Annotated in this window: 13 protein-coding genes and 1 pseudogene; 10 read left to right on the forward strand and 4 right to left on the reverse strand. The window is 52.6% G+C overall.

Annotated features, from left to right (window positions below):
* A pseudogene (locus tag HMPREF2907_RS03175) lies at window positions 1–211 on the forward strand (hypothetical protein); the annotation flags it as partial.
* Between the two features lie 273 nt (window positions 212–484).
* Window positions 485–919, forward strand: a complete 435-nt coding sequence (locus HMPREF2907_RS03180) for a hypothetical protein (RefSeq protein ID WP_227717144.1) — start codon at window positions 485–487, stop codon at window positions 917–919.
* A gap of 192 nt (window positions 920–1111) precedes the next feature.
* Here HMPREF2907_RS03180 and mfd read toward each other — a convergent pair whose 3' ends face one another.
* The 4 genes from mfd to aroA all read right to left on the reverse strand — a co-directional run bounded on the left by mfd (window position 1112) and on the right by aroA (window position 8034).
* Complete coding sequence (mfd, locus tag HMPREF2907_RS03185; protein ID WP_070680006.1) at window positions 1112–4792, reverse strand: transcription-repair coupling factor; 3681 nt, start codon at window positions 4790–4792, stop codon at window positions 1112–1114.
* Window positions 4793–4933: 141 nt separating this feature from the next.
* Window positions 4934–5656: a tRNA adenosine(34) deaminase TadA gene (tadA, locus tag HMPREF2907_RS03190; protein WP_070680214.1), complete on the reverse strand. Its 723-nt coding sequence runs from the start codon at window positions 5654–5656 to the stop codon at window positions 4934–4936.
* Between the two features lie 15 nt (window positions 5657–5671).
* Window positions 5672–6613, reverse strand: a complete 942-nt coding sequence (gene miaA, locus HMPREF2907_RS03195) for a tRNA (adenosine(37)-N6)-dimethylallyltransferase MiaA (protein WP_070680009.1) — start codon at window positions 6611–6613, stop codon at window positions 5672–5674.
* Between the two features lie 122 nt (window positions 6614–6735).
* Entirely contained in the window at window positions 6736–8034 is a 1299-nt protein-coding gene (gene aroA / locus HMPREF2907_RS03200; RefSeq protein ID WP_070680011.1) for a 3-phosphoshikimate 1-carboxyvinyltransferase, read from the reverse strand.
* 229 nt (window positions 8035–8263) lie between these two features.
* Here aroA and trpE point away from each other — a divergent pair, with 229 nt between their 5' ends.
* The 8 genes from trpE to lpdA all read left to right on the forward strand — a co-directional run bounded on the left by trpE (window position 8264) and on the right by lpdA (window position 19643).
* Complete coding sequence (gene trpE / locus HMPREF2907_RS03205) at window positions 8264–9739, forward strand: anthranilate synthase component I (RefSeq protein WP_070680014.1); 1476 nt, start codon at window positions 8264–8266, stop codon at window positions 9737–9739.
* 229 nt (window positions 9740–9968) lie between these two features.
* Complete coding sequence (locus HMPREF2907_RS03210; protein ID WP_141754403.1) at window positions 9969–10256, forward strand: GIY-YIG nuclease family protein; 288 nt, start codon at window positions 9969–9971, stop codon at window positions 10254–10256.
* Window positions 10257–10465: 209 nt separating this feature from the next.
* Window positions 10466–11602, forward strand: a complete 1137-nt coding sequence (locus tag HMPREF2907_RS03215; RefSeq protein WP_070680017.1) for a 5-(carboxyamino)imidazole ribonucleotide synthase — start codon at window positions 10466–10468, stop codon at window positions 11600–11602.
* 78 nt (window positions 11603–11680) lie between these two features.
* Entirely contained in the window at window positions 11681–12163 is a 483-nt protein-coding gene (locus HMPREF2907_RS03220) for a GNAT family N-acetyltransferase (RefSeq protein WP_016687430.1), read from the forward strand.
* A gap of 94 nt (window positions 12164–12257) precedes the next feature.
* Complete coding sequence (locus HMPREF2907_RS03225; RefSeq protein WP_060975583.1) at window positions 12258–12875, forward strand: Smr/MutS family protein; 618 nt, start codon at window positions 12258–12260, stop codon at window positions 12873–12875.
* A 375-nt stretch (window positions 12876–13250) separates the two neighbouring features.
* On the forward strand, window positions 13251–15914 hold the full coding sequence (aceE, locus tag HMPREF2907_RS03230) for a pyruvate dehydrogenase (acetyl-transferring), homodimeric type (RefSeq protein WP_070680019.1): 2664 nt from the start codon (window positions 13251–13253) through the stop codon (window positions 15912–15914).
* A gap of 240 nt (window positions 15915–16154) precedes the next feature.
* On the forward strand, window positions 16155–17768 hold the full coding sequence (aceF, locus tag HMPREF2907_RS03235; RefSeq protein ID WP_070680022.1) for a dihydrolipoyllysine-residue acetyltransferase: 1614 nt from the start codon (window positions 16155–16157) through the stop codon (window positions 17766–17768).
* A gap of 87 nt (window positions 17769–17855) precedes the next feature.
* Window positions 17856–19643, forward strand: a complete 1788-nt coding sequence (lpdA, locus tag HMPREF2907_RS03240; protein WP_070680025.1) for a dihydrolipoyl dehydrogenase — start codon at window positions 17856–17858, stop codon at window positions 19641–19643.
* The last annotated feature ends 157 nt before the right edge of the window (window positions 19644–19800 follow it).

Genomic DNA, 19800 nt, shown 5'->3' on the forward strand with positions numbered 1-19800 from the left:
AAAAATCAATCAGATTTCTTCGAGGCTGCCGTTGTTCTATATTAATTTTGATACGGAAGTTTACCTTCATATGGATTGGGACAGATGCCATGAAGATTATGTCTATGATGGTTGGTTTTCTAAGGCAATGGACTTTGGGTATTTGATACCGGACGAATTTTGTTATTGGAAAATTGAAGGACGGGATTATTGGAAATTTCGGCAATTATAAAAATAAACAAACGATACAAGTCATAGTCTGCACAAAACCTGAAGGTGAGGGCTGAGGTACGCATGATACTAGAAGATTAGACAAGTAATATTCCGCATCATCTGATAAAAGGTCATCTGAAAGCCTGAAAATCGTTTCAGACGACTTTTTATTACACTTAAAGCCCACGTTTGTGCGTGCCGCATACACTCTACCTGCAGGTTTAATGCGGGCTACGGTTTGCTTACACCCCTTCTAAAAATATTAAAAATTAAAAGCCACAGGAGATTCGAGATGTCGAGAGATATAGGTTTAAGTATTGATTTATCGATGAATAACAAAAAAATTTCTCGTTATGAAATACTGAAATATTTATGGGAGGATGGTTGGCGTTTTCTCGATAATGGACAATTTACTTATTTGCTGCTTGGTAATGACGACTGGGATTGGAATTCGGCCTCTATGTCGGAACAAGAAATTTTTGATTTTTTAAAAATCAAAAGTAATTCGGATGAAGTTATCGGGTTTGTAATGACATGGTCTGATACCAATATCGGTGGAAACGTCTTATTTTTTCCTAATTTTGAATTCTTATTCAGCATTAATATCAATATTAAGGAAATTTATAATAAAATAGTGGATATAAACTGGTATCTAATTAAATTACTGCCTGTTTTTGACAAGAATGGCGTTCTATATAATTCTATTGTCTATAATGAATACAGATAATTGATGAAAATTTTGAAAATTTAAATGATGAAAAGCTGATAAATATAGTTAACTAATTGATTTTGTTTAGTTTTTAAAAATTTGAGCAGCAGGTGTAGGTCGGATTCTCGAATCCGACAGCTTCATGCTACAAATTTTGGATAAGAAAAGGCCGTCTGAAAATTTTTCAGACGGCCTTTTCTTCATCAGTCTCTACTTTATCATTCTTTCTTTCAAAGTCTTCAACACACTCTTCACCGTCTTAATCCGCGTTTCCACATCCTCCATCTGAGCCGTAAACTTCAACTTATCCGCCCCTGCCAGCCGGTATTTTTTATCCGTCTGAATCAGCAGGATGATTTCTGTCGGGTCGATTTGGTGGTGTTTGCCGAAGGTAATGGTTACAGCTTCGCTGGTGGCGTCGATGGCGTCTATGCCCAATTCTTTTGCCGCAAGCCGCAGGTGGTGGCTTTCGATGAGGGTTTTGACGGGTTGTTCAGGCAGGCCGAAGCGGTCGATGAGTTCTTCGTGTATGGCGTTGATTTGCTGCACGGTTTCGCAGACGGCGAGGCGTTTGTAGAGGACGAGCCGTTCGTGGATGTCGGGGCAGTAGCTTTCGGGCAGCAGGGCGGGGCTGTGCAGTTTGATTTCGGTGGTGATACCCAACGGTGCGTCGAGGTCGGGCTGGCGGCCTTTTTTGAGGTCGCGCACGGCTTGTTTGAGCATTTCGGTGTAGAGCGTGAAGCCGACCTGTATCATTTCGCCGGACTGACCTTCGCCGAGGATTTCGCCTGCGCCGCGGATTTCCAAATCCTGCATGGCGAGGGTGAAACCTGCGCCGAGTTCGTCCGCTGCGGCAATGGCGTCGAGGCGTTTTTCTGCGTCTTTGGTGATGTATTCAGGCGTGAGCAGGTAGGCGTAGGCTTGGTGGTGGCTGCGGCCGACGCGCCCGCGAAGCTGGTGCAGTTGCGCCAGCCCGAATTTGTCGGCGCGGTTGATGATGATGGTGTTGGCGTTGGGAATGTCGATGCCGGTTTCGATGATAGTGGAACAGAGCAACACGTTGAATCTTTGTTGCAAAAAGTCGCGCATGACTTGTTCCAACTCGCGCTCGCGCAGTTGTCCGTGCGCCACGCCGATGCGGGCTTCGGGCAACAGGGTTTCCAGCCGCTCGCGCATGTTTTCGATGGTATCCACTTCATTGTGCAAGAAAAATACCTGCCCGCCGCGTTTGAGTTCGCGCAACACGGCTTCGCGCACGCTGCCTTCGCTGAACGGTTTGACAAAGGTTTTCACGGCAAGGCGGCGGCTGGGCGCGGTGGTAATCAGCGAGAAGTCGCGCAGGCCTTCGAGCGCCATGCTGAGGGTGCGCGGAATCGGCGTGGCGGTCATGGTAAGGATGTCGACATTGGCGCGCAGGCGTTTGAGCTGCTCTTTCTGGCGCACGCCGAAGCGGTGTTCTTCATCGATAATCACTAAACCTAAGTTTTTGAATTTGATGTCGTCCTGCACCAATTTGTGCGTACCGATAACGATATCGACCGTGCCGTCCGCCATACCTTCCAGCGCGGCTTTGGTGGCTTTGCTGTTGTTGAAACGCGAAAGGCTGGCGACTTTCACGGGAAAATCGGCGAAGCGGTCGGCGAAGTTTTGCGCGTGCTGCTCGACCAGAAGCGTGGTCGGAGCGAGTACGGCGACCTGTTTGCCGCCCATCACCGCCACAAACGCGGCGCGCAGGGCGACTTCGGTTTTGCCGAAGCCGACATCGCCGCACACAAGGCGGTCCATCGGCTTCGCCTGCGTCAAATCTTTAATCACGGCGGCGATGGCGGCGGCCTGGTCTTCGGTTTCCTCGTAGCCGAAGCCGTCGGCAAACGCCTGATAGTCCAACTCGTTGATTTCAAACTTGTGTCCTGATTGGGCGGCGCGTTGGGCGTAGAGATTGAGCAACTCGGCGGCGGTGTCGCGCGCCTTTTCGGCGGCTTTGCGCTTCGCCTTGTTCCACGCGCCGCTGCCGAGCTTGTGCAGAGCGACGTTTTCATGCGCCTGACCGGAGTAGCGGCTGATTAAATGCAGTTGCGAAACAGGCACATAAAGCTGCGCTTCACCCGCGTATTCGAGCAACATCATTTCGTTGGTTTCGCCGCCCAAATCCATCGTTACCAAGCCCATATACCGCCCGATGCCGTGTTCTTCGTGCACGACGGGGTCGCCGATATTGATTTCGGCAAGGTCGCGCAACAGGCCGTCTGAAACGGCGGCGTGTTTCTTGCGGCGGTTGTGGACGCGCGAACGGGCGACGTATTGGTAGAGCTCGGATTCAGTGATGACGGCGATGGCACCTTGAGCGGCAACTGCTTTGCCCTCTCCCCAACCCTCCCCCACGGGGGAGGGAGCAGGCTGCTGTCGGATTTGCCCATGCAGACTATTTTCGACGGGGTGCAGGCTGCTTTCGGTTTTCAGGTCGTCTGAAACGGCGGCTGCATTCTGTTCCCTCTCCTGCGGGAGAGGGCTAGGGAGAGGGTTTGTTACGGCTGCGGAAAAGTTGGTTTGGTCGGCAACCGTTTTGCCTTCTCCCTCGGAGGCGGGAGTGGATTGCTGTTGGTTCGGAGAGTGCAGCCCGCCCAATTTGAACCCGTATGCCAACGGCGCGACAGTGATCATCAGCGGCTCGTGCGCCGATAAAAAGCCCTGCCAGTCGGACACAGGTTTGGCTTTCAAACCATTTTGCTGCAAGAAGCCGAGCATGGTTTCGCGCCGCCCCAGACTTTCGGCGCACAGCAAAATCCGTCCGTCAAAGGTCGTCTGAAAATCCTTCAATGCCTGCAAAGGCTCGTCGGATTGGCGGTTGACGGCAAGGTCGGGCAGGGTGTGTTCCTTGCCGGAAACATCGGGCAGCACCTGACCGTAGTTTTTCAGACGGCCTGCGAATACATCGGCAGAGAGATACAAATGCTGTGGAAGCAAAGGCGGATAAGTTTCATCGCCCTGCGCCATGGCGTAACGCGATTTGACGTCGCTCCAAAAGCGGTTTGCCTCGGCGTGAACGTCGCCCAAAGAGACAAACAGCGCATCTTCGCCGATATAGTCAAACAACGTTTCCAGCTCGTTTTCAAAAAACAGCGGCAGATAATATTCCACGCCCGCGCCGAAGTGGCCGTTGCTGACGGCTTTGTACACGGCGGCATCGTTCGGATTGCCATCGACTTCCTCGCGGAAGCGGCTGCGGAAGATTTTTTGCGCCTCGCTGTCGGTGGGGAACTCGTGCGCCGGCAGCAGGCGGATTTCGGAAACGGGGGAAATGGTGCGCTGCGTGTCGGTGTCAAAGGTTTTGATGCTGTCGATTTCATCGTCGAACAAATCGATGCGGTAAGGCATCTCGCTGCCCATCGGGAACAAATCGACAATCCCGCCGCGCACGGCAAATTCGCCCGCCGCGACAACATGAGAAACATGGTTGTAGCCCGCATCCACCAAATCGGTTTTCAGACGACCTATATCCAAAGTCTGCCCGTTTTTCAGCCAGAACGTGCGCCCCGCCAAAAACGGCACGGGCGGCAGCTTCTGCATCGCCGTGGCAACCGGTACGAACAGCACGTCCGCTGCGCCGCTCTTAATCTGCCACAACGCCGAGAGCCGCTCCGACACCAAATCCTGATGCGGCGAAAAACGCTCGTAAGGCAGCGTTTCCCAGTCTGGCAGGAACACCGCCGTATCGTGCGGACGGAAAAACCGCCATGCCGTCTGAAGGCGCAACGCCTGTTCCGCATCTTGGGTCAGCACGACTTTGAGCCGCTTATGCGGCAGATAACGCGCCAAAGCCAGCGGCAGCGAGCCTTGCGAAAGATTGAGCCAACGGGATTTTTCACGGGGTTTGGGGATAGGGTAGTTCATGGCGTAGGGACAATGGCTTGCGGCAGCCGGAAAATTTTTCGGGCTGCCGTGGTGGGTTGTAAAAGCGGGATTTTAGCAGATTAAAAGCGGGTGTAAGGGATAGGATGGTTTGGTTGGTTTTCAGACGACCTTTTTAGTTTTTCAACCTTGTTTGCGCCTCGTCTGAAAAAATGCCTGCAAAACGGCTTTGCATTCGTCTTCCAAGATGCCGCCTTTGATTGCCGTGTGTTTGTTCAGCAGCGGATTGGCAAACAGATTGACTACGCTGCCTGCCGCGCCGGTTTTGGGTTCTGCCGCGCCGTAGATGACGCGGCGGACGCGGGCTTGGATGATGGCGGAGGCGCACATGGCGCAGGGTTCGAGCGTGATGTAAAGGTCGCAGCCGTCGAGGCGGTAGTTCTGAAGGGCGGCACCTGCGGCGGCAAGGGCGCGGATTTCGGCGTGGCGGCTGATGTCGTGGTCGCTGACGCAGGTGTTGTGGGCGGCGGCGATGATTTGGTTGTTGGAGACGACGACCGCGCCGACAGGGATTTCGCCGATGCGGGCGGATTGTTCTGCCTGCACTAAGGCGGCGCGCATGAAGGTTTCCATTTCAGACGACGTGGGGAAAACGGCGACGGGCGGATGGTTTTTAAGGGCTTGTTCCAAAGCGGTTTTTTGCGTTTGCGGCAGGTCTTGCGGTTTGATGCCGAGCAGCAGGGCTTCGAGTTGCCAAAGCGTGCTGCGGGTAACGGTCAGCCCGGCGGCTTTGAGCAGTAGGAAGGCTTGGACGGAACCGGTGTCGCGCAGCTCCTCTACGCTGCGGATGCCGAGGGCTTGCAGGGCGGCTAAGGTTTGCGGGGCGACGGGCGGCGTGGTCAACAGGGTCGGCATGGCGTTTTAGATTTGGAAATGGCGGCGGACGAGTGCCAAGGTCGTCTGAACGTGGTTGCCGTCGGTGTATGGGTCGATGCTGCGCGCCAATGGAATTTTGCGCAGCCAAGTGAGTTGGCGTTTGGCAAGCTGGCGGGTGGCGGCGATGCCTTTTTCGACAAAGGTGTCGTAATCGGTCAAACCTTCGAGGTAATCCCATGCCTGCCGGTAGCCGACGCAGCGCATGGAGGGCATATCGGCGGTCAGCTCGGGATATTTTTGGCGCAGGGCGCGCATTTCGTCGATGAAGCCTTGTTCCAGCATCTGCGTGAAACGGCGGGCGATGTTGTCGTGCAGCAAGGCGCGGTTTTCGGGAATCAGGGCGGTGGTGCAAAGGTCGAGCGGCGGGGTGTAGTCGGCTTTTTCGGCAAAATGCGCACTCAAGGGCTTGCCGGTCAGGCGGTACACTTCCAAAGCGCGTTCGATACGTTGGCTGTCGTTCGGTTTCAGACGACCTGCGGTTTCAGGGTCTATGGTTTGCAGGCTTTGATACAGATGCGCCAAACCGTATTGTTGTTTTTCTTCCTGCAACCGGGCGCGCACGCCGGCATCGGCTTCGGGCAGGTCGTTCAAGCCTTCGGTTAGCGCGTGGAAATACATCATCGTACCGCCGACAATCAAAGGCAGCCTGCCGCGCGCGCGGATTTCCTCCGCCAGCTGCACGCAATCGCCGACAAACTCCGCCGCGCTGTAAGACTCCGTCGGCGGGATGATGTCGATAAGGTGGTGCGGCACGGCTTCAAGCTCGGCTGCCGTCGGCTTTGCCGTGCCGATGTCCATATCGCGGTACACCAGCGCGGAATCGAGGCTGATGATTTCAACCGGCAGGGCTTCGGCGATTTTCAAGGCAAGGGCGGTTTTCCCGCCGGCAGTCGGGCCGAGGATGGCAAAGGCTTTTGGGGTGTTCATATCAAAAGGGGCTTGGGGAAACGGACGGATTATAGCAAAAGGTCGTCTGAAAACGGTTCGGCGTTGGATTGCGGAACGATATTTTCAGACGACCTTTTTGTTTGGGCAAACGTTCTCCCGCTTTAAACCGCGTCGGTCAGCGATGAGAACACTTCAAAATAAGTTGGGAAGGTTTTATGGGTGCATTTCGGGTCGTTGATGACGACGGGTACGCCCAACAGGGAAACCAGCGAGAAACACATCGCCATGCGGTGATCGTCGTAAGTGTCGATGACGGCGTCGGGCGTCAGTATTTCAGGCGGGGTAATGTGAATCGCTTCGGCTTCTTCGACGACTTCCGCGCCGAGTTTGCGCAACTCGTTTGCCATCGCGGCGATGCGGTCGGTTTCCTTGACGCGCCATGAACCGATGTTGCGCAGCGTGCAGGTTTGCCCGGTGGCAAGCGCGACGATGGCGAGGGTCATGGCGGCATCGGGGATATGGTTTGCATCCAAATCAAAGGCTTGGACGGTACGTTCTTTCGGGCGTGAGACTTCGACGAAGTTTTCGCCCCAAACCACGTCCGCACCGATTTTTTCCAGCTCGCGGGCAAAGGCGACATCGCCCTGTATGCTGTTTGCGCCGATACCGGTAACGCGGACGGGCGTGGCGGCAATCAACCCGGCTGCGAGGAAGTAGGACGCGCTGGAGGCATCGCCTTCGACATATAAATGGTCGGGCGCGTGGTAGCGGGCATCGGCGGGGATTTTGAAGACGCGGTAGTCTTCATTAGCAACCTGTACGCCGAATTGCGCCATCAGTTTCAAGGTAATGTCGATATAGGGCTTGGAAATCAACTCGCCGACCATACGGATTTCAAATGCCTGCCCGGTCAGCGGCAGCGCCATCAAGAGGGCGGTCAGAAACTGGCTGGACACATTGCCTTTAATCGGAATCACGCGCTCGCCGCGGTCTTGGCGTTCGCCGATATGAAGCGGCGGATAGTGTTCGTTGCCGAGATATTCGACATCGGCGCCGGCAATCCGCAGCGCATCGACCAAATCGCCGATAGGGCGTTCGTGCATACGCGCAACGCCGTGCAGATGATAATCGCCGCCCAAAACGGCAAGTGCGGCAGTCAGCGGACGGAACGCCGTTCCCGCGTTGCCTAAAAACAAATCGGCAGTTCGGTTTGGAAATTGTCCGCCTGTGCCGTGAACTTTCAGACGACCTTCGGCAAGATATTCGATTTCAACGCCGAGTTTATCGAGCGCTTCCAACATACGGTCGGTATCGTCGGATTTGAGCAGGGAATGGATTTCGCAAGTGTTGTCGGACAAGGCGGCAAGCAGCAGGGTGCGGTTGCTGATGCTTTTGGAACCGGGCAGGGCGACGGTGGCGGGTTTGAGCGAGGCGGCGGGGAGGCGGATGGATTCGGTCATAATGGTCGTTTGGGAAGCGGAAACAGAAAACGGCATTATACGGTAGGGAGGGGTCGTCTGAAAAACCAAAACTGTCAACAATCCGCATAAAATGTTATACTTTTCCGCAATTTTGCAACGATGGCGCGGGCTTGTTTTTTATGCCCGCCAAGCGCGTCGTCCCAAGATTTTCAAAGACTTTTACACGTTCGCAAGGTCGTCTGAAAAGTACCCGACAAACGGAATAGAAATGATCAGCAAACAAGAATACCAAGCCCAAGCCGCCCAAGGCTACAACCGCATCCCGCTCGTGCAAGAACTCCTTGCCGACTTGGATACGCCGCTTTCCCTCTATCTCAAACTCGCCAACCGCCCCTATACCTACCTGCTCGAATCCGTTGTCGGCGGCGAACGTTTCGGCCGCTATTCCTTTATCGGCCTGCCTTGCAGCCACTATCTCAAAGTCAGCGGCAAACACGTCGATGTTTACCAAAACGGCAAAATCGTCGAGCAACATGACGGCAATCCGCTGCCCTTTATCGAAGCCTTCCACAACCGCTTCAAAACGCCCGAAATCCCAAGCCTGCCACGCTTTACCGGCGGATTGGTCGGCTACTTCGGTTACGAAACCATCTACAATTTCGAACACTTCGCCCACCGCCTGAAAAACACCGCCAAAGCCGACCCGCTCGGCACTCCCGACATCTTGTTGATGCTGTCGCAAGAGTTGGCGGTTATCGACAATTTAAGCGGCAAAATCCACCTCATCGTTTACGCCGATCCGGCGCAGCCCGACGGCTACGAACGTTCCCGCGAACGCCTCGAAGACATCCGCACCCAGTTGCGCCAAAGCTGCGCCATCCCGCTCTCGCTCGGCAGCAAACACACCGAAGCCGTCAGCGAATTCGGCGAAGAACCGTTCAAAGCCTGCGTCAACAAAATCAAAGACTACATCTTCGCAGGCGACTGCATGCAGGTCGTCCCCAGCCAGCGCATGAGCATGGAATTCACCGACAGCCCGCTCGCCCTCTATCGCGCCCTGCGCACGCTCAACCCTTCGCCTTATCTCTTTTACTACGATTTCGGCGATTTCCACATTGTCGGTTCCTCGCCCGAAATCCTCGTCCGCCGCGAACGCAACGACGTCATCGTCCGTCCCATCGCCGGCACGCGCCTGCGCGGCAAAACCCCCGCCGAAGACTTTGCCAACGAGCAGGATTTATTAAGCGACGCCAAAGAAATCGCCGAACACGTCATGCTTATCGATTTAGGGCGCAACGACGTCGGCCGCATCAGCAAAACGGGCGAAGTCAAAGTAACCGACAAAATGGTGATTGAAAAATACTCCCATGTGATGCACATCGTTTCCAACGTCGAAGGTCGTCTGAAAGAGGGCGTTACCAACATGGACATCCTCGCCGCCACGTTCCCCGCAGGCACACTCTCCGGCGCACCCAAAGTCCGCGCCATGGAAATCATAGAAGAAGTCGAACCCAGCAAACGCGGCATCTACGGCGGCGCCGTCGGCGTATGGGGCTTCAACAACGACATGGACTTGGCAATCGCCATCCGCACCGCCGTGGTGAAAAACAACACGCTATACGTCCAAAGTGGCGCAGGCATCGTCGCAGACTCCGACCCGACCTCCGAATGGCAGGAAACGCAGAACAAAGCCTGGGCGGTGGTTCGGGCGGCTCAGATGGTGCAGGAAGGGTTGGATAGGTAGCCTTGGAGTTTTCAGACGGCCTTTAAGGAATCAACAGGTCGTCTGAAAATCCAAACAATAAGCAGCAATCGTTTGATCAGAACAGCTACCTTTACCGCGTCATTCCCGCGTAGGCGGGAATCCAGAAATTTAAAATTATGGGAATCTCTAAATATTTCTAAAAGGTTGAGGCCTGGATTCCCGCTTGTACGGGAATGACGGATTAAAGTTTTTTTTTTTCAGAAACATGATGCAACCTGCCGTTTATATACTTGCCAGCCAACGAAACGGAACGCTGTATATCGGTGTAACATCCAATCTGCCCCAACGTGTTTACCAGCATAGGGAACATTTGGCGCAAGGATTTACAAATCAGCATCATGTAACCATGTTGGTTTGGTACGAACTGCATTCCACGATGGAACACGCCATTACTAGGGAAAAGCAATTGAAAAAATGGAATCGGCAATGGAAGCTGCGCCTTATTGAAGAAAAAAATCCCAGTTGGCAGGATTTATGGTTTGAAATTATTAAATAACCATCATTTCCACAAAACATGTAAATTAACCTTGGTACCCTTTGGATTTCGTCATTCCCGCGCAGGCGGGAATCCAGACTCTTAGGTTTCAGAAATCTTTAAACATTGCAGGGTATTTATCCTCTGGATTCCCGCCTGCGCGGGAATGACGGATTAACGGTTTCAGACGACCTGAAATAAACATTAGAACACAGACAGATTAAAACACCATGAACACCTCCCCCATCCTCCCCCCCTCTACCCTCGGCATCCTCGGCGGCGGACAATTAGGCAGAATGTTTACCGTTGCCGCAAAAACCATGGGCTACAAAGTCACCGTTCTCGATCCCGATCCGAACGCGCCGGCGGCGGAATTTGCCGACCGCCATTTGTGTGCGCTGTTTGACGACCAAGCCGCTTTGGACGAGTTGGCAAAATGCGCGGCGGTTACCACTGAATTTGAAAACGTCAATGCCGACGCGATGCGTTTTCTGGCAAAACATAGCAACGTTTCCCCCAGCGGCGACTGCGTGGCCATCGCGCAAAATCGTATTCAGGAAAAAGCGTGGATACGCAAAGCGGGGCTGCAAACCGCGCCGTATCAAGCGATTTGCCGTTCAGACGACATCAGCGAAGCAAGCGCGCAATTTTTGCCCGGCATCTTGAAAACGGCTACGTTGGGCTATGACGGTAAAGGTCAAATCCGCGTCAAAACGGTGGACGAACTCAAAGCTGCGTTTGCCGAACACGGCGGCGTGGATTGCGTTTTGGAAAAAATGGTGGATTTGCGCGGCGAGATTTCCGTTCTCGTATGTCGTCTGAACAATGAAAACGTGCAAACCTTCGACCCCGCTGAAAACATCCACGAAAACGGCATCCTCGCCTATTCCATCGTCCCCGCGCGGTTGAGTGCCGACGTGCAGCAACAGGCGCGGCAGATGGCGCAACGCTTGGCGGACGAATTGGATTATGTCGGCGTGTTGGCGGTGGAAATGTTCGTCGTCGGCGACACGCATGAATTGGTCGTCAACGAAATCGCCCCGCGCCCGCACAATTCCGGCCACCATACGCTGGATGCCTGCGCCGCAGACCAGTTCCAGCAGCAGGTACGCATCATGTGCAACCTGCCGCCCGCCGACACCAACTTGCTTTCTTCATGCTGCATGGCGAATATCTTGGGCAACGTTTGGCAGGAAGACGGCGGCGAACCGAATTGGCTGCCGTTGCAAAGCAATCCGAATGCACACCTGCACTTATACGGCAAAAAAGCCGCGCGGAAAGGCCGCAAAATGGGGCATTTCACTGTTTTGTCCGCCGATGCCGATACTGCTTTTGAAGCGGCAGTGAAACTGCATCAAAGTTTATAATTTGCTAATTTTTAGAATGTTCAGACGACCTCAGAATCAATCAAGGTCGTCTGAAAGCTAGATATAACGTACCGAATCATGAGCCTGTTGACCATACTCCGTCCCGCCACAGTACAAGATTGCCAAGCCATCCATAATGCCCATCTTCATGCCGCCCAATTTGCCTGCATTCGAAGCTACGACGAAAACGTGCTTCAGGCATGGGAGGCGCTATTGGATACTGAAAGCTACCGCCATACCATCGACGATCCGGATAAGGCTTTGTGGGTGGTGGAATACAAAGGGGCCATCCGTGGATTTTTTCAAGTCGATTTTAAGGAAGCGCAATTAGACGCGCTTTATGTGCATCCGATTTTCCACAATCAAGGTTTGGGTACAGCTTTGCTGAGGCGTGCCGAAGAGTTGGCGCACCATGCCGGATTGAGTTTTTTAAAACTTTATGCTTCGCTCAATTCTGTTCCTTTTTACCGCATCAACCGTTATGAGTCTTTGGGTTCTGCGGTGTTACAGTTGAATCGGGAAGTCAAAGTCGAATGCGAATTAATGCGGAAATATCTTTAGTTAGATAGAACCGTAAATTATTTTCCCATTTTCAGACGACCTTGTTTGTAAAAGAGGTCGTCTGAAAATCATTTAGCGTTTCAGGTATCCATTTATGAAAACAGATTTCCAATCTACCCTTCAGGCCTTAGGCAAGCAGGCGAAAAAAGAAGCAGAAGAAAAGGCCGCAGCAAAAGCAGCAGCTAAAAAGCAGGAAGCCGAGAATGCCGATTTTGCAAGTATGGTCGGGACGGTAACCCCGTTGAAACAAACTTCGCAATATTATTCTGCTCCACGCGATAAATCGCCGATAAAGCCACGTCCGAAAGAAGTATCTTCATTAGATGAAGAAGATTATTTTTATATCGGCAGCAGCGGTTGGGATGAGCCGCCTGCTTCGTTCAGTAAGAACGGGCAAGGTAAAAACGACCTACAACGCTTGCGTAACGGCCATTATCCCGTCGTTGCTGATGTTGATTTGCACGGCTATACGCAAGAAGAAGCGCAACAGGTATTAAATGAGTTCATCGTGTTTGTCCAAAAGCGCGGCGTTTGTGCCGAAATTGTCCACGGCAGCGGACTGGGTTCGGCAGGCTATAAACCTGTTTTAAAAAATATGACGCGCCGTTGGCTGATGCAGCATCCAGATGTTCTTGCCTATATCGAACCTCGCGAGGGTAATGACGGCGCTGTCCGCATCCTTATCAAACGCCGGCATTCGGAGGAGCGGTAAAAGGGTCGTCTGAAATATAGCAGCAAAGCTATTTCAAAAACGGTTAAAAGGTTATTTCGGTTTTTTTCATTTTATTTTCGTTTTTGTATTAAAAAGAAAATTAAATAGGAAAAATTTGATTTTTTTTGAATATATTAAATTGAAATTTGCTAGTTATACCGTTTACTGATACGATTCGAAGCGAAGCAGATTCAAATAAATTCACCAGTGCGTCTTTTGTTTTTAATCCAGTTTTAACTGCTTGAAAAGATTTAGATTATCTAATTTTATTTGATTTGATTTTAGAAATTTTCGTTTTTGTATATCAATTTTCGCAAACGAAAACATTAGGGGTATAACCCTCCGTGAATAACACTCAACATAAGGATAGATACTATGTCCACCCAATTACACGATGTTGACCCGATTGAAACCCAAGAGTGGTTGGACGCGTTAAGCTCAGTTCTAGAATACGAAGGCAGCGAACGCGCGCAATACCTGTTGGAACATCTGGTTAAATACAGCCGCGATAAAGGCGTCCGTATGCCTCACGGCACAACCACCCCGTATTTGAATACCGTTTCGGTTGAAGACGAAAAAGGCATTCCGGGCGATCAAAACATCGAACACCGTATCCGTGCATTCGTGCGCTGGAACGCCGCCGCCATCGTATTGCGCGCCGGTAAAAAAGATTTGGAGCTGGGTGGTCATATCGCATCTTTCCAATCCGCAGCAACCATGTACGAAGTGGGTTTCAACCACTTCTGGAAAGCTAAAGGCGAAGGCGAAGAAGGTGATTTGGTATTCTTCCAAGGCCACGTTTCTCCAGGCATCTATGCCCGCGCTTTCGTTGAAGGCCGTCTGACTGAAGACCAACTGAACAATTTCCGTCAGGAAGTGGACGGACATGGTCTGCCTTCTTACCCTCATCCGCACTTGCTGCCTGATTTCTGGCAATTTCCGACCGTATCTATGGGTTTGGGTCCGATCATGGCGATTTACCAAGCCCGTTTCCTGAAATACCTGGAATCCCGCGGTCTGGCAAAAACCAAAGGCCGTAAAGTATGGGTATTCTGCGGCGACGGCGAAATGGACGAACCTGAATCGCAAGGCGCAATCGCATTGGCAGCACGTGAAGGTTTGGACAACCTGATTTTCGTCATCAACTGTAACCTGCAACGTTTGGACGGTCCTGTCCGCGGTAACGGCAAAATCATCCAAGAATTGGAAGGCAACTTTGCCGGCGCAGGCTGGAATGTCGTTAAAGTCATCTGGGGCAGCCGTTGGGACCGTCTCTTGGCAAAAGACAAAGACGGCATCCTGCGCAAACGCATGGAAGAATGTTTGGATGGTGACTACCAAACTTACAAATCCAAAGACGGCGCGTACGTCCGCGAACACTTCTTCAATACCCCTGAATTGAAAGCATTGGTTGCCGATATGACCGATGAGCAAATCTGGGCATTGAACCGCGGCGGTCACGACCCTCAAAAAGTGTACAACGCTTATGACCTCGCAGCTAACCATGCAGACGGCAAACCTACCGTAATTTTGGCGAAAACCATTAAAGGTTATGGTATGGGTGCATCCGGTGAAGGTCAAAACGTTGCCCACCAAGCCAAAAAAATGGACAAAGCGTCTCTGAAACAATTCCGCGACCGCTTTGACATTCCGGTTACCGACGAGCAAATCGACAGCGGCGATCTGCCTTACCTGACTTTCGCTCCCGACAGCGAAGAGTACAAATATTTGCACGCACGCCGCGAAGCTTTGGGCGGCTACCTGCCTCAACGCAAGCCTACCCAAGAAGTTCTGGAAGTGCCTGAGTTGTCAGCATTTGAGACTCAACTGAAATCCAGCGGCGACCGTGAATTCTCAACCACCATGGCTTTCGTCCGCATCCTGTCTACTCTGTTGAAAGACAAAAAAATCGGCAAACGTGTCGTACCTATCGTTCCTGACGAAAGCCGTACCTTTGGTATGGAAGGCATGTTCCGCCAATACGGTATTTGGAACCCGAAAGGCCAACAATACACCCCGCAAGACAAAGACCAACTGATGTTCTATAAAGAGTCTGTTGACGGTCAAATCCTGCAAGAAGGTATTAACGAGCCAGGCGCGATGGCTGACTGGATTGCTGCAGCGACCAGCTATGCCAACAGCGACTTCGCGATGATTCCGTTCTACATTTACTACTCTATGTTCGGTTTCCAACGTGTCGGCGACTTGGCATGGGCTGCCGGCGATATGCACGCACGCGGCTTCCTGCTGGGTGGTACTGCCGGTCGTACAACCTTGAACGGTGAAGGTCTGCAACACGAAGACGGCCACAGCCACATTCAAGCTGATTTGATCCCGAACTGCGTTTCTTACGATCCGACCTTCCAATACGAAGTAGCCGTTATCGTACAAGACGGTCTGCGCCGCATGTATGCCAATAACGAAGACGTGTTCTACTACATTACCCTGATGAACGAGAACTACACTCATCCGGATATGCCCGAAGGCGTGGAACAAGACATCCTGAAAGGTATGTACTTGCTGAAAGCCGGCGGTAAAGGCGACAAGAAAGTTCAATTGATGGGTTCTGGTACCATCCTGCAAGAAGTGATTGCCGGTGCCGAATTGCTGAAAGCCGACTTCGGCGTAGAAGCAGACATTTGGTCTTGCCCATCCTTCAACCTGCTGCACCGCGATGCCATCGAAGTAGAACGTTTCAACCGCCTGCATCCGCTGGAAGCTGAAAAAGTGCCTTTCGTTACCTCGCAACTGCAAGGTCATGACGGTCCGGTTATCGCCGCTACCGACTATATCCGCAGCTATGCCGACCGTATCCGCGCGTACATCCCGAACGACTACCATGTCTTGGGTACCGATGGTTTCGGCCGTTCCGACAGCCGTGCCAACCTGCGCCGCTTCTTCGAAGTGGACCGCTACAACGTTGCCGTGGCAGCATTGAGCGCATTGGCAGAACAAGGCAAAGTCAGCAAAGAAACCGTTCAACAAGCCATCGAAAAATACGGCATCAATGCCGACGTGGCGCCAAGCTGGAAACGCTAATCCTGTTTTTAGACGACCTCAAAGTCAATTTGCTTGCGGGGTCGTCTGAATTAAGAATACGTTGACGGTTTGTATAACGGATAAACCTCCAGTTAACAAGCAGCGGGCGCAAGTTGTGCAAAAGGTTCGAAGCGCAGAAAGGCTGCTCTGGAAATGGTTATCCGTGCCGGAAAACATAAGTGATGTCGTCTGAAACTGTTTTTCAGGCGACCTCAAACCGAAATCATCAAAGGAACTCAAATGAGTATCGTAGAAATCAAAGTACCCGATATCGGAGGTCATGAAAACGTCGATATCATCGCCGTAGAAGTCAAAGCGGGAGACACTATCGCCGTTGACGACACCCTGATTACACTGGAAACCGACAAAGCCACTATGGACGTACCTGCCGATGCAGCAGGCGTTGTGAAAGAAGTAAAAGTCAAAGTCGGTGACAAAATCTCCGAAGGCGGCGTGATTCTGACCGTTGAAACCGGTACTGCCGCTGCTGAAGCTGCTCCGGCTCCTGCCGCTGAAGCACAACCTGCGCCTGTCGCTGCGCCCGCTGCCGTTCCCGCAGGCGGTGTAACCGTTCAAGTAGCCGTTCCCGACATTGGCGGTCATACTGATGTAGATGTAATCGCCGTTGAAGTCAAAGTGGGTGACACCGTTTCCGAAGACGACACGCTGATTACTTTGGAAACCGACAAAGCGACCATGGACGTACCTTGTACTGCCGCCGGTGTCGTTAAAGCCGTATTCCTGAAAGTCGGCGACAAAGTATCCGAAGGTACTGCCATTATCGAAGTGGAAACCGCCGGTTCTGCCGCCGCTCCCGCGCCTGCTCAAGCCGCTGCGCCGGCAGCAGCACCAGCTCCGGCTGCTGCGCCTGCCGCCGCTCCGGCTCCTGTTGCCGCTCCTGCACCAGCTGCTGCCAAAATCGACGAAGCCGCTTTTGCCAAAGCACACGCGGGTCCATCCGCACGCAAACTGGCGCGCGAATTGGGCGTAGATTTGGGTCAAGTCAAAGGTACCGGCTTGAAAGGCCGTATCATGGGCGACGACATTAAAGCCTTTGTGAAATCTGTAATGCAAGGCGGTGCGGCGAAACCTGCTGCTGCCGGCGCATCTTTGGGCGGCGGTCTGGACTTGCTGCCGTGGCCTAAAGTGGACTTCTCCAAATTCGGTAATGTCGAAGTTAAAGAATTGTCCCGCATTAAGAAAATTTCCGGTCAAAACCTGTCCCGCAACTGGGTAGTCATTCCGCACGTTACCGTTCACGAAGAAGCGGACATGACCGAACTGGAAGAATTCCGCAAACAGCTGAACAAAGAGTGGGAACGTGAAGGCGTGAAACTGTCTCCGTTGGCGTTCATCATCAAAGCCTCCGTTTCCGCGCTGAAAGCCTTCCCTGAATTCAACGCTTCTTTGGACGGCGACAATCTGGTTCTGAAAAACTACTTCAACATCGGTTTCGCAGCCGATACGCCGAACGGCTTGGTTGTTCCCGTTATCAAAGACGTGGATCAAAAAGGTCTGAAAGAAATCAGCCAAGAGCTGACCGAATTGTCTAAGAAAGCCCGCGAAGGCAAGCTCAAACCGCAAGAAATGCAAGGCGCCTGCTTTACCATTTCCAGCTTGGGCGGCATCGGCGGTACAGGCTTCACTCCGATTGTGAACGCACCTGAAGTTGCTATTTTGGGTGTGTGCAAATCCCAAATCAAACCGGTTTGGAACGGTAAAGAGTTCGCTCCGCGCCTGATGTGTCCGTTGAGCCTGTCCTTCGACCACCGCGTTATCGACGGTGCCGCCGGTATGCGCTTCACCGTATTCCTGGCGAACCTGTTGAAAGACTTCCGCCGCATTACCCTGTAATCCGAGCGTATTTCAGACGACCTTCGGTACACAACCCGACAGGTCGTCTGAAAACAGAAGTCCGAATATCATTCAGAAAGATTAGACATGAGCTTAGTTGAATTGAAAGTGCCCGACATTGGCGGACACGAAAATGTAGATATTATTGCGGTTGAAGTGAACGTAGGCGACACCATCGCCGTTGACGATACCCTGATTACCCTGGAAACCGACAAAGCGACGATGGACGTGCCTGCCGAAGTTGCGGGCGTCGTCAAAGAAGTCAAAGTCAAAGTCGGCGACAAAATCTCCGAAGGCGGCTTGATTGTAGTCGTTGAAGCCGAAGGCGCGGCTGCCGCTCCTAAAGCCGAAGCACCTGCTGCTGCCCCTGCGCAAGAAGCCCCCAAAGCTGCCGCTCCTGCACCGCAAGCGGCGCAATTCGGCGGTTCTGCCGATGCAGAGTACGACGTGGTTGTATTGGGTGGCGGTCCCGGCGGTTACTCCGCTGCATTTGCCGCAGCCGATGAAGGTCTGAAAGTTGCCATCGTCGAGCGTTACAAAACCTTGGGCGGCGTTTGCTTGAACGTCGGCTGTATCCCTTCCAAAGCCTTGTTGCACAACGCTGCGGTTATCGACGAAGTGCGCCACTTGGCTGCCAACGGCATCAAATACCCCGAGCCTGAACTCGACATCGACATGTTGCGCGGCTACAAAGAAGGCGTGGTTTCCCGCCTGACTACCGGTTTGGCAGGTATGGCAAAAGGCCGTAAAGTGGACGTTATCCAAGGCGACGGTCAATTCTTGGATCCGCACCACTTGGAAGTGTCGCTGACTACCGGCGACGTGTACGAGCAAGCTACGCCTACTGGCGAGAAAAAAATCGTTGCGTTTAAAAACTGTATCATTGCAGCGGGCAGCCGCGTAACCAAGCTGCCGTTTATCCCTGAAGATCCGCGCATCATCGATTCCAGCGGTGCTTTGGCTCTGAAAGACGTACCGGGCAAGCTGCTGATTATCGGTGGCGGTATCATCGGCCTTGAAATGGGTACGGTTTACAGCACACTGGGTTCACGCCTTGACGTCGTTGAAATGATGGACGGCCTGATGCAAGGTGCAGACCGCGATTTGGTGAAAGTATGGCAAAAACAAAACGAATATCGTTTTGACAACATCATGATCAACACCAAAACCGTTGCAGTCGAGCCGAAAGAAGACGGCGTCTACGTTACCTTCGAAGGAGCGAACGCGCCGAAAGAGCCACAACGCTACGATGCCGTATTGGTTGCCGCCGGCCGTGCGCCTAATGGCAAACTCATCAGCGCCGAAAAAGCAGGTGTTGCCGTAACCGACCGCGGCTTCATCGAAGTCGACAAACAAATGCGTACCAATGTGCCGCACATCTACGCCATCGGCGACATCGTCGGTCAGCCTATGTTGGCGCACAAAGCCGTTCACGAAGGCCACGTTGCCGCTGAAAACTGCGCCGGACACAAAGCTTACTTCGACGCACGCGTGATTCCGGGCGTGGCTTACACCGCTCCCGAAGTGGCATGGGTTGGCGAAACCGAATTGTCTGCCAAAGCATCCGGCCGCAAAATCACCAAAGCCAACTTCCCATGGGCGGCCTCCGGCCGTGCGATTGCCAACGGTTGCGATAACGGCTTCACCAAGCTGATTTTTGATGCCGAAACCGGCCGCATCATCGGTGGCGGTATCGTCGGTCCGAACGGCGGCGATATGATTGGCGAAATCTGTCTGGCCATCGAAATGGGTTGCGACGCTGAAGACATCGGTAAAACCATCCACCCGCACCCGACCTTGGGCGAATCCATCGGTATGGCTGCCGAAGTGGCGCTGGGTACTTGTACCGACCTGCCGGCTCAAAAGAAAAAATAAATGTATTCAGTCAGTTGAATTAAACTGCTGATATTGCATTTATCAGTCAAAGGTCGTCTGAATCTTTCAGACGACCTTTTCGTCAAACAGCATATTGTCAGTGATAGTGATTTCATTAACGATATACTGGATTAACTTTAAACCAGTACGGCGTTGC

It is taken from the genome of Neisseria sp. HMSC055H02, assembly GCF_001813335.1.
Classification (GTDB): domain Bacteria; phylum Pseudomonadota; class Gammaproteobacteria; order Burkholderiales; family Neisseriaceae; genus Neisseria; species Neisseria sicca_C.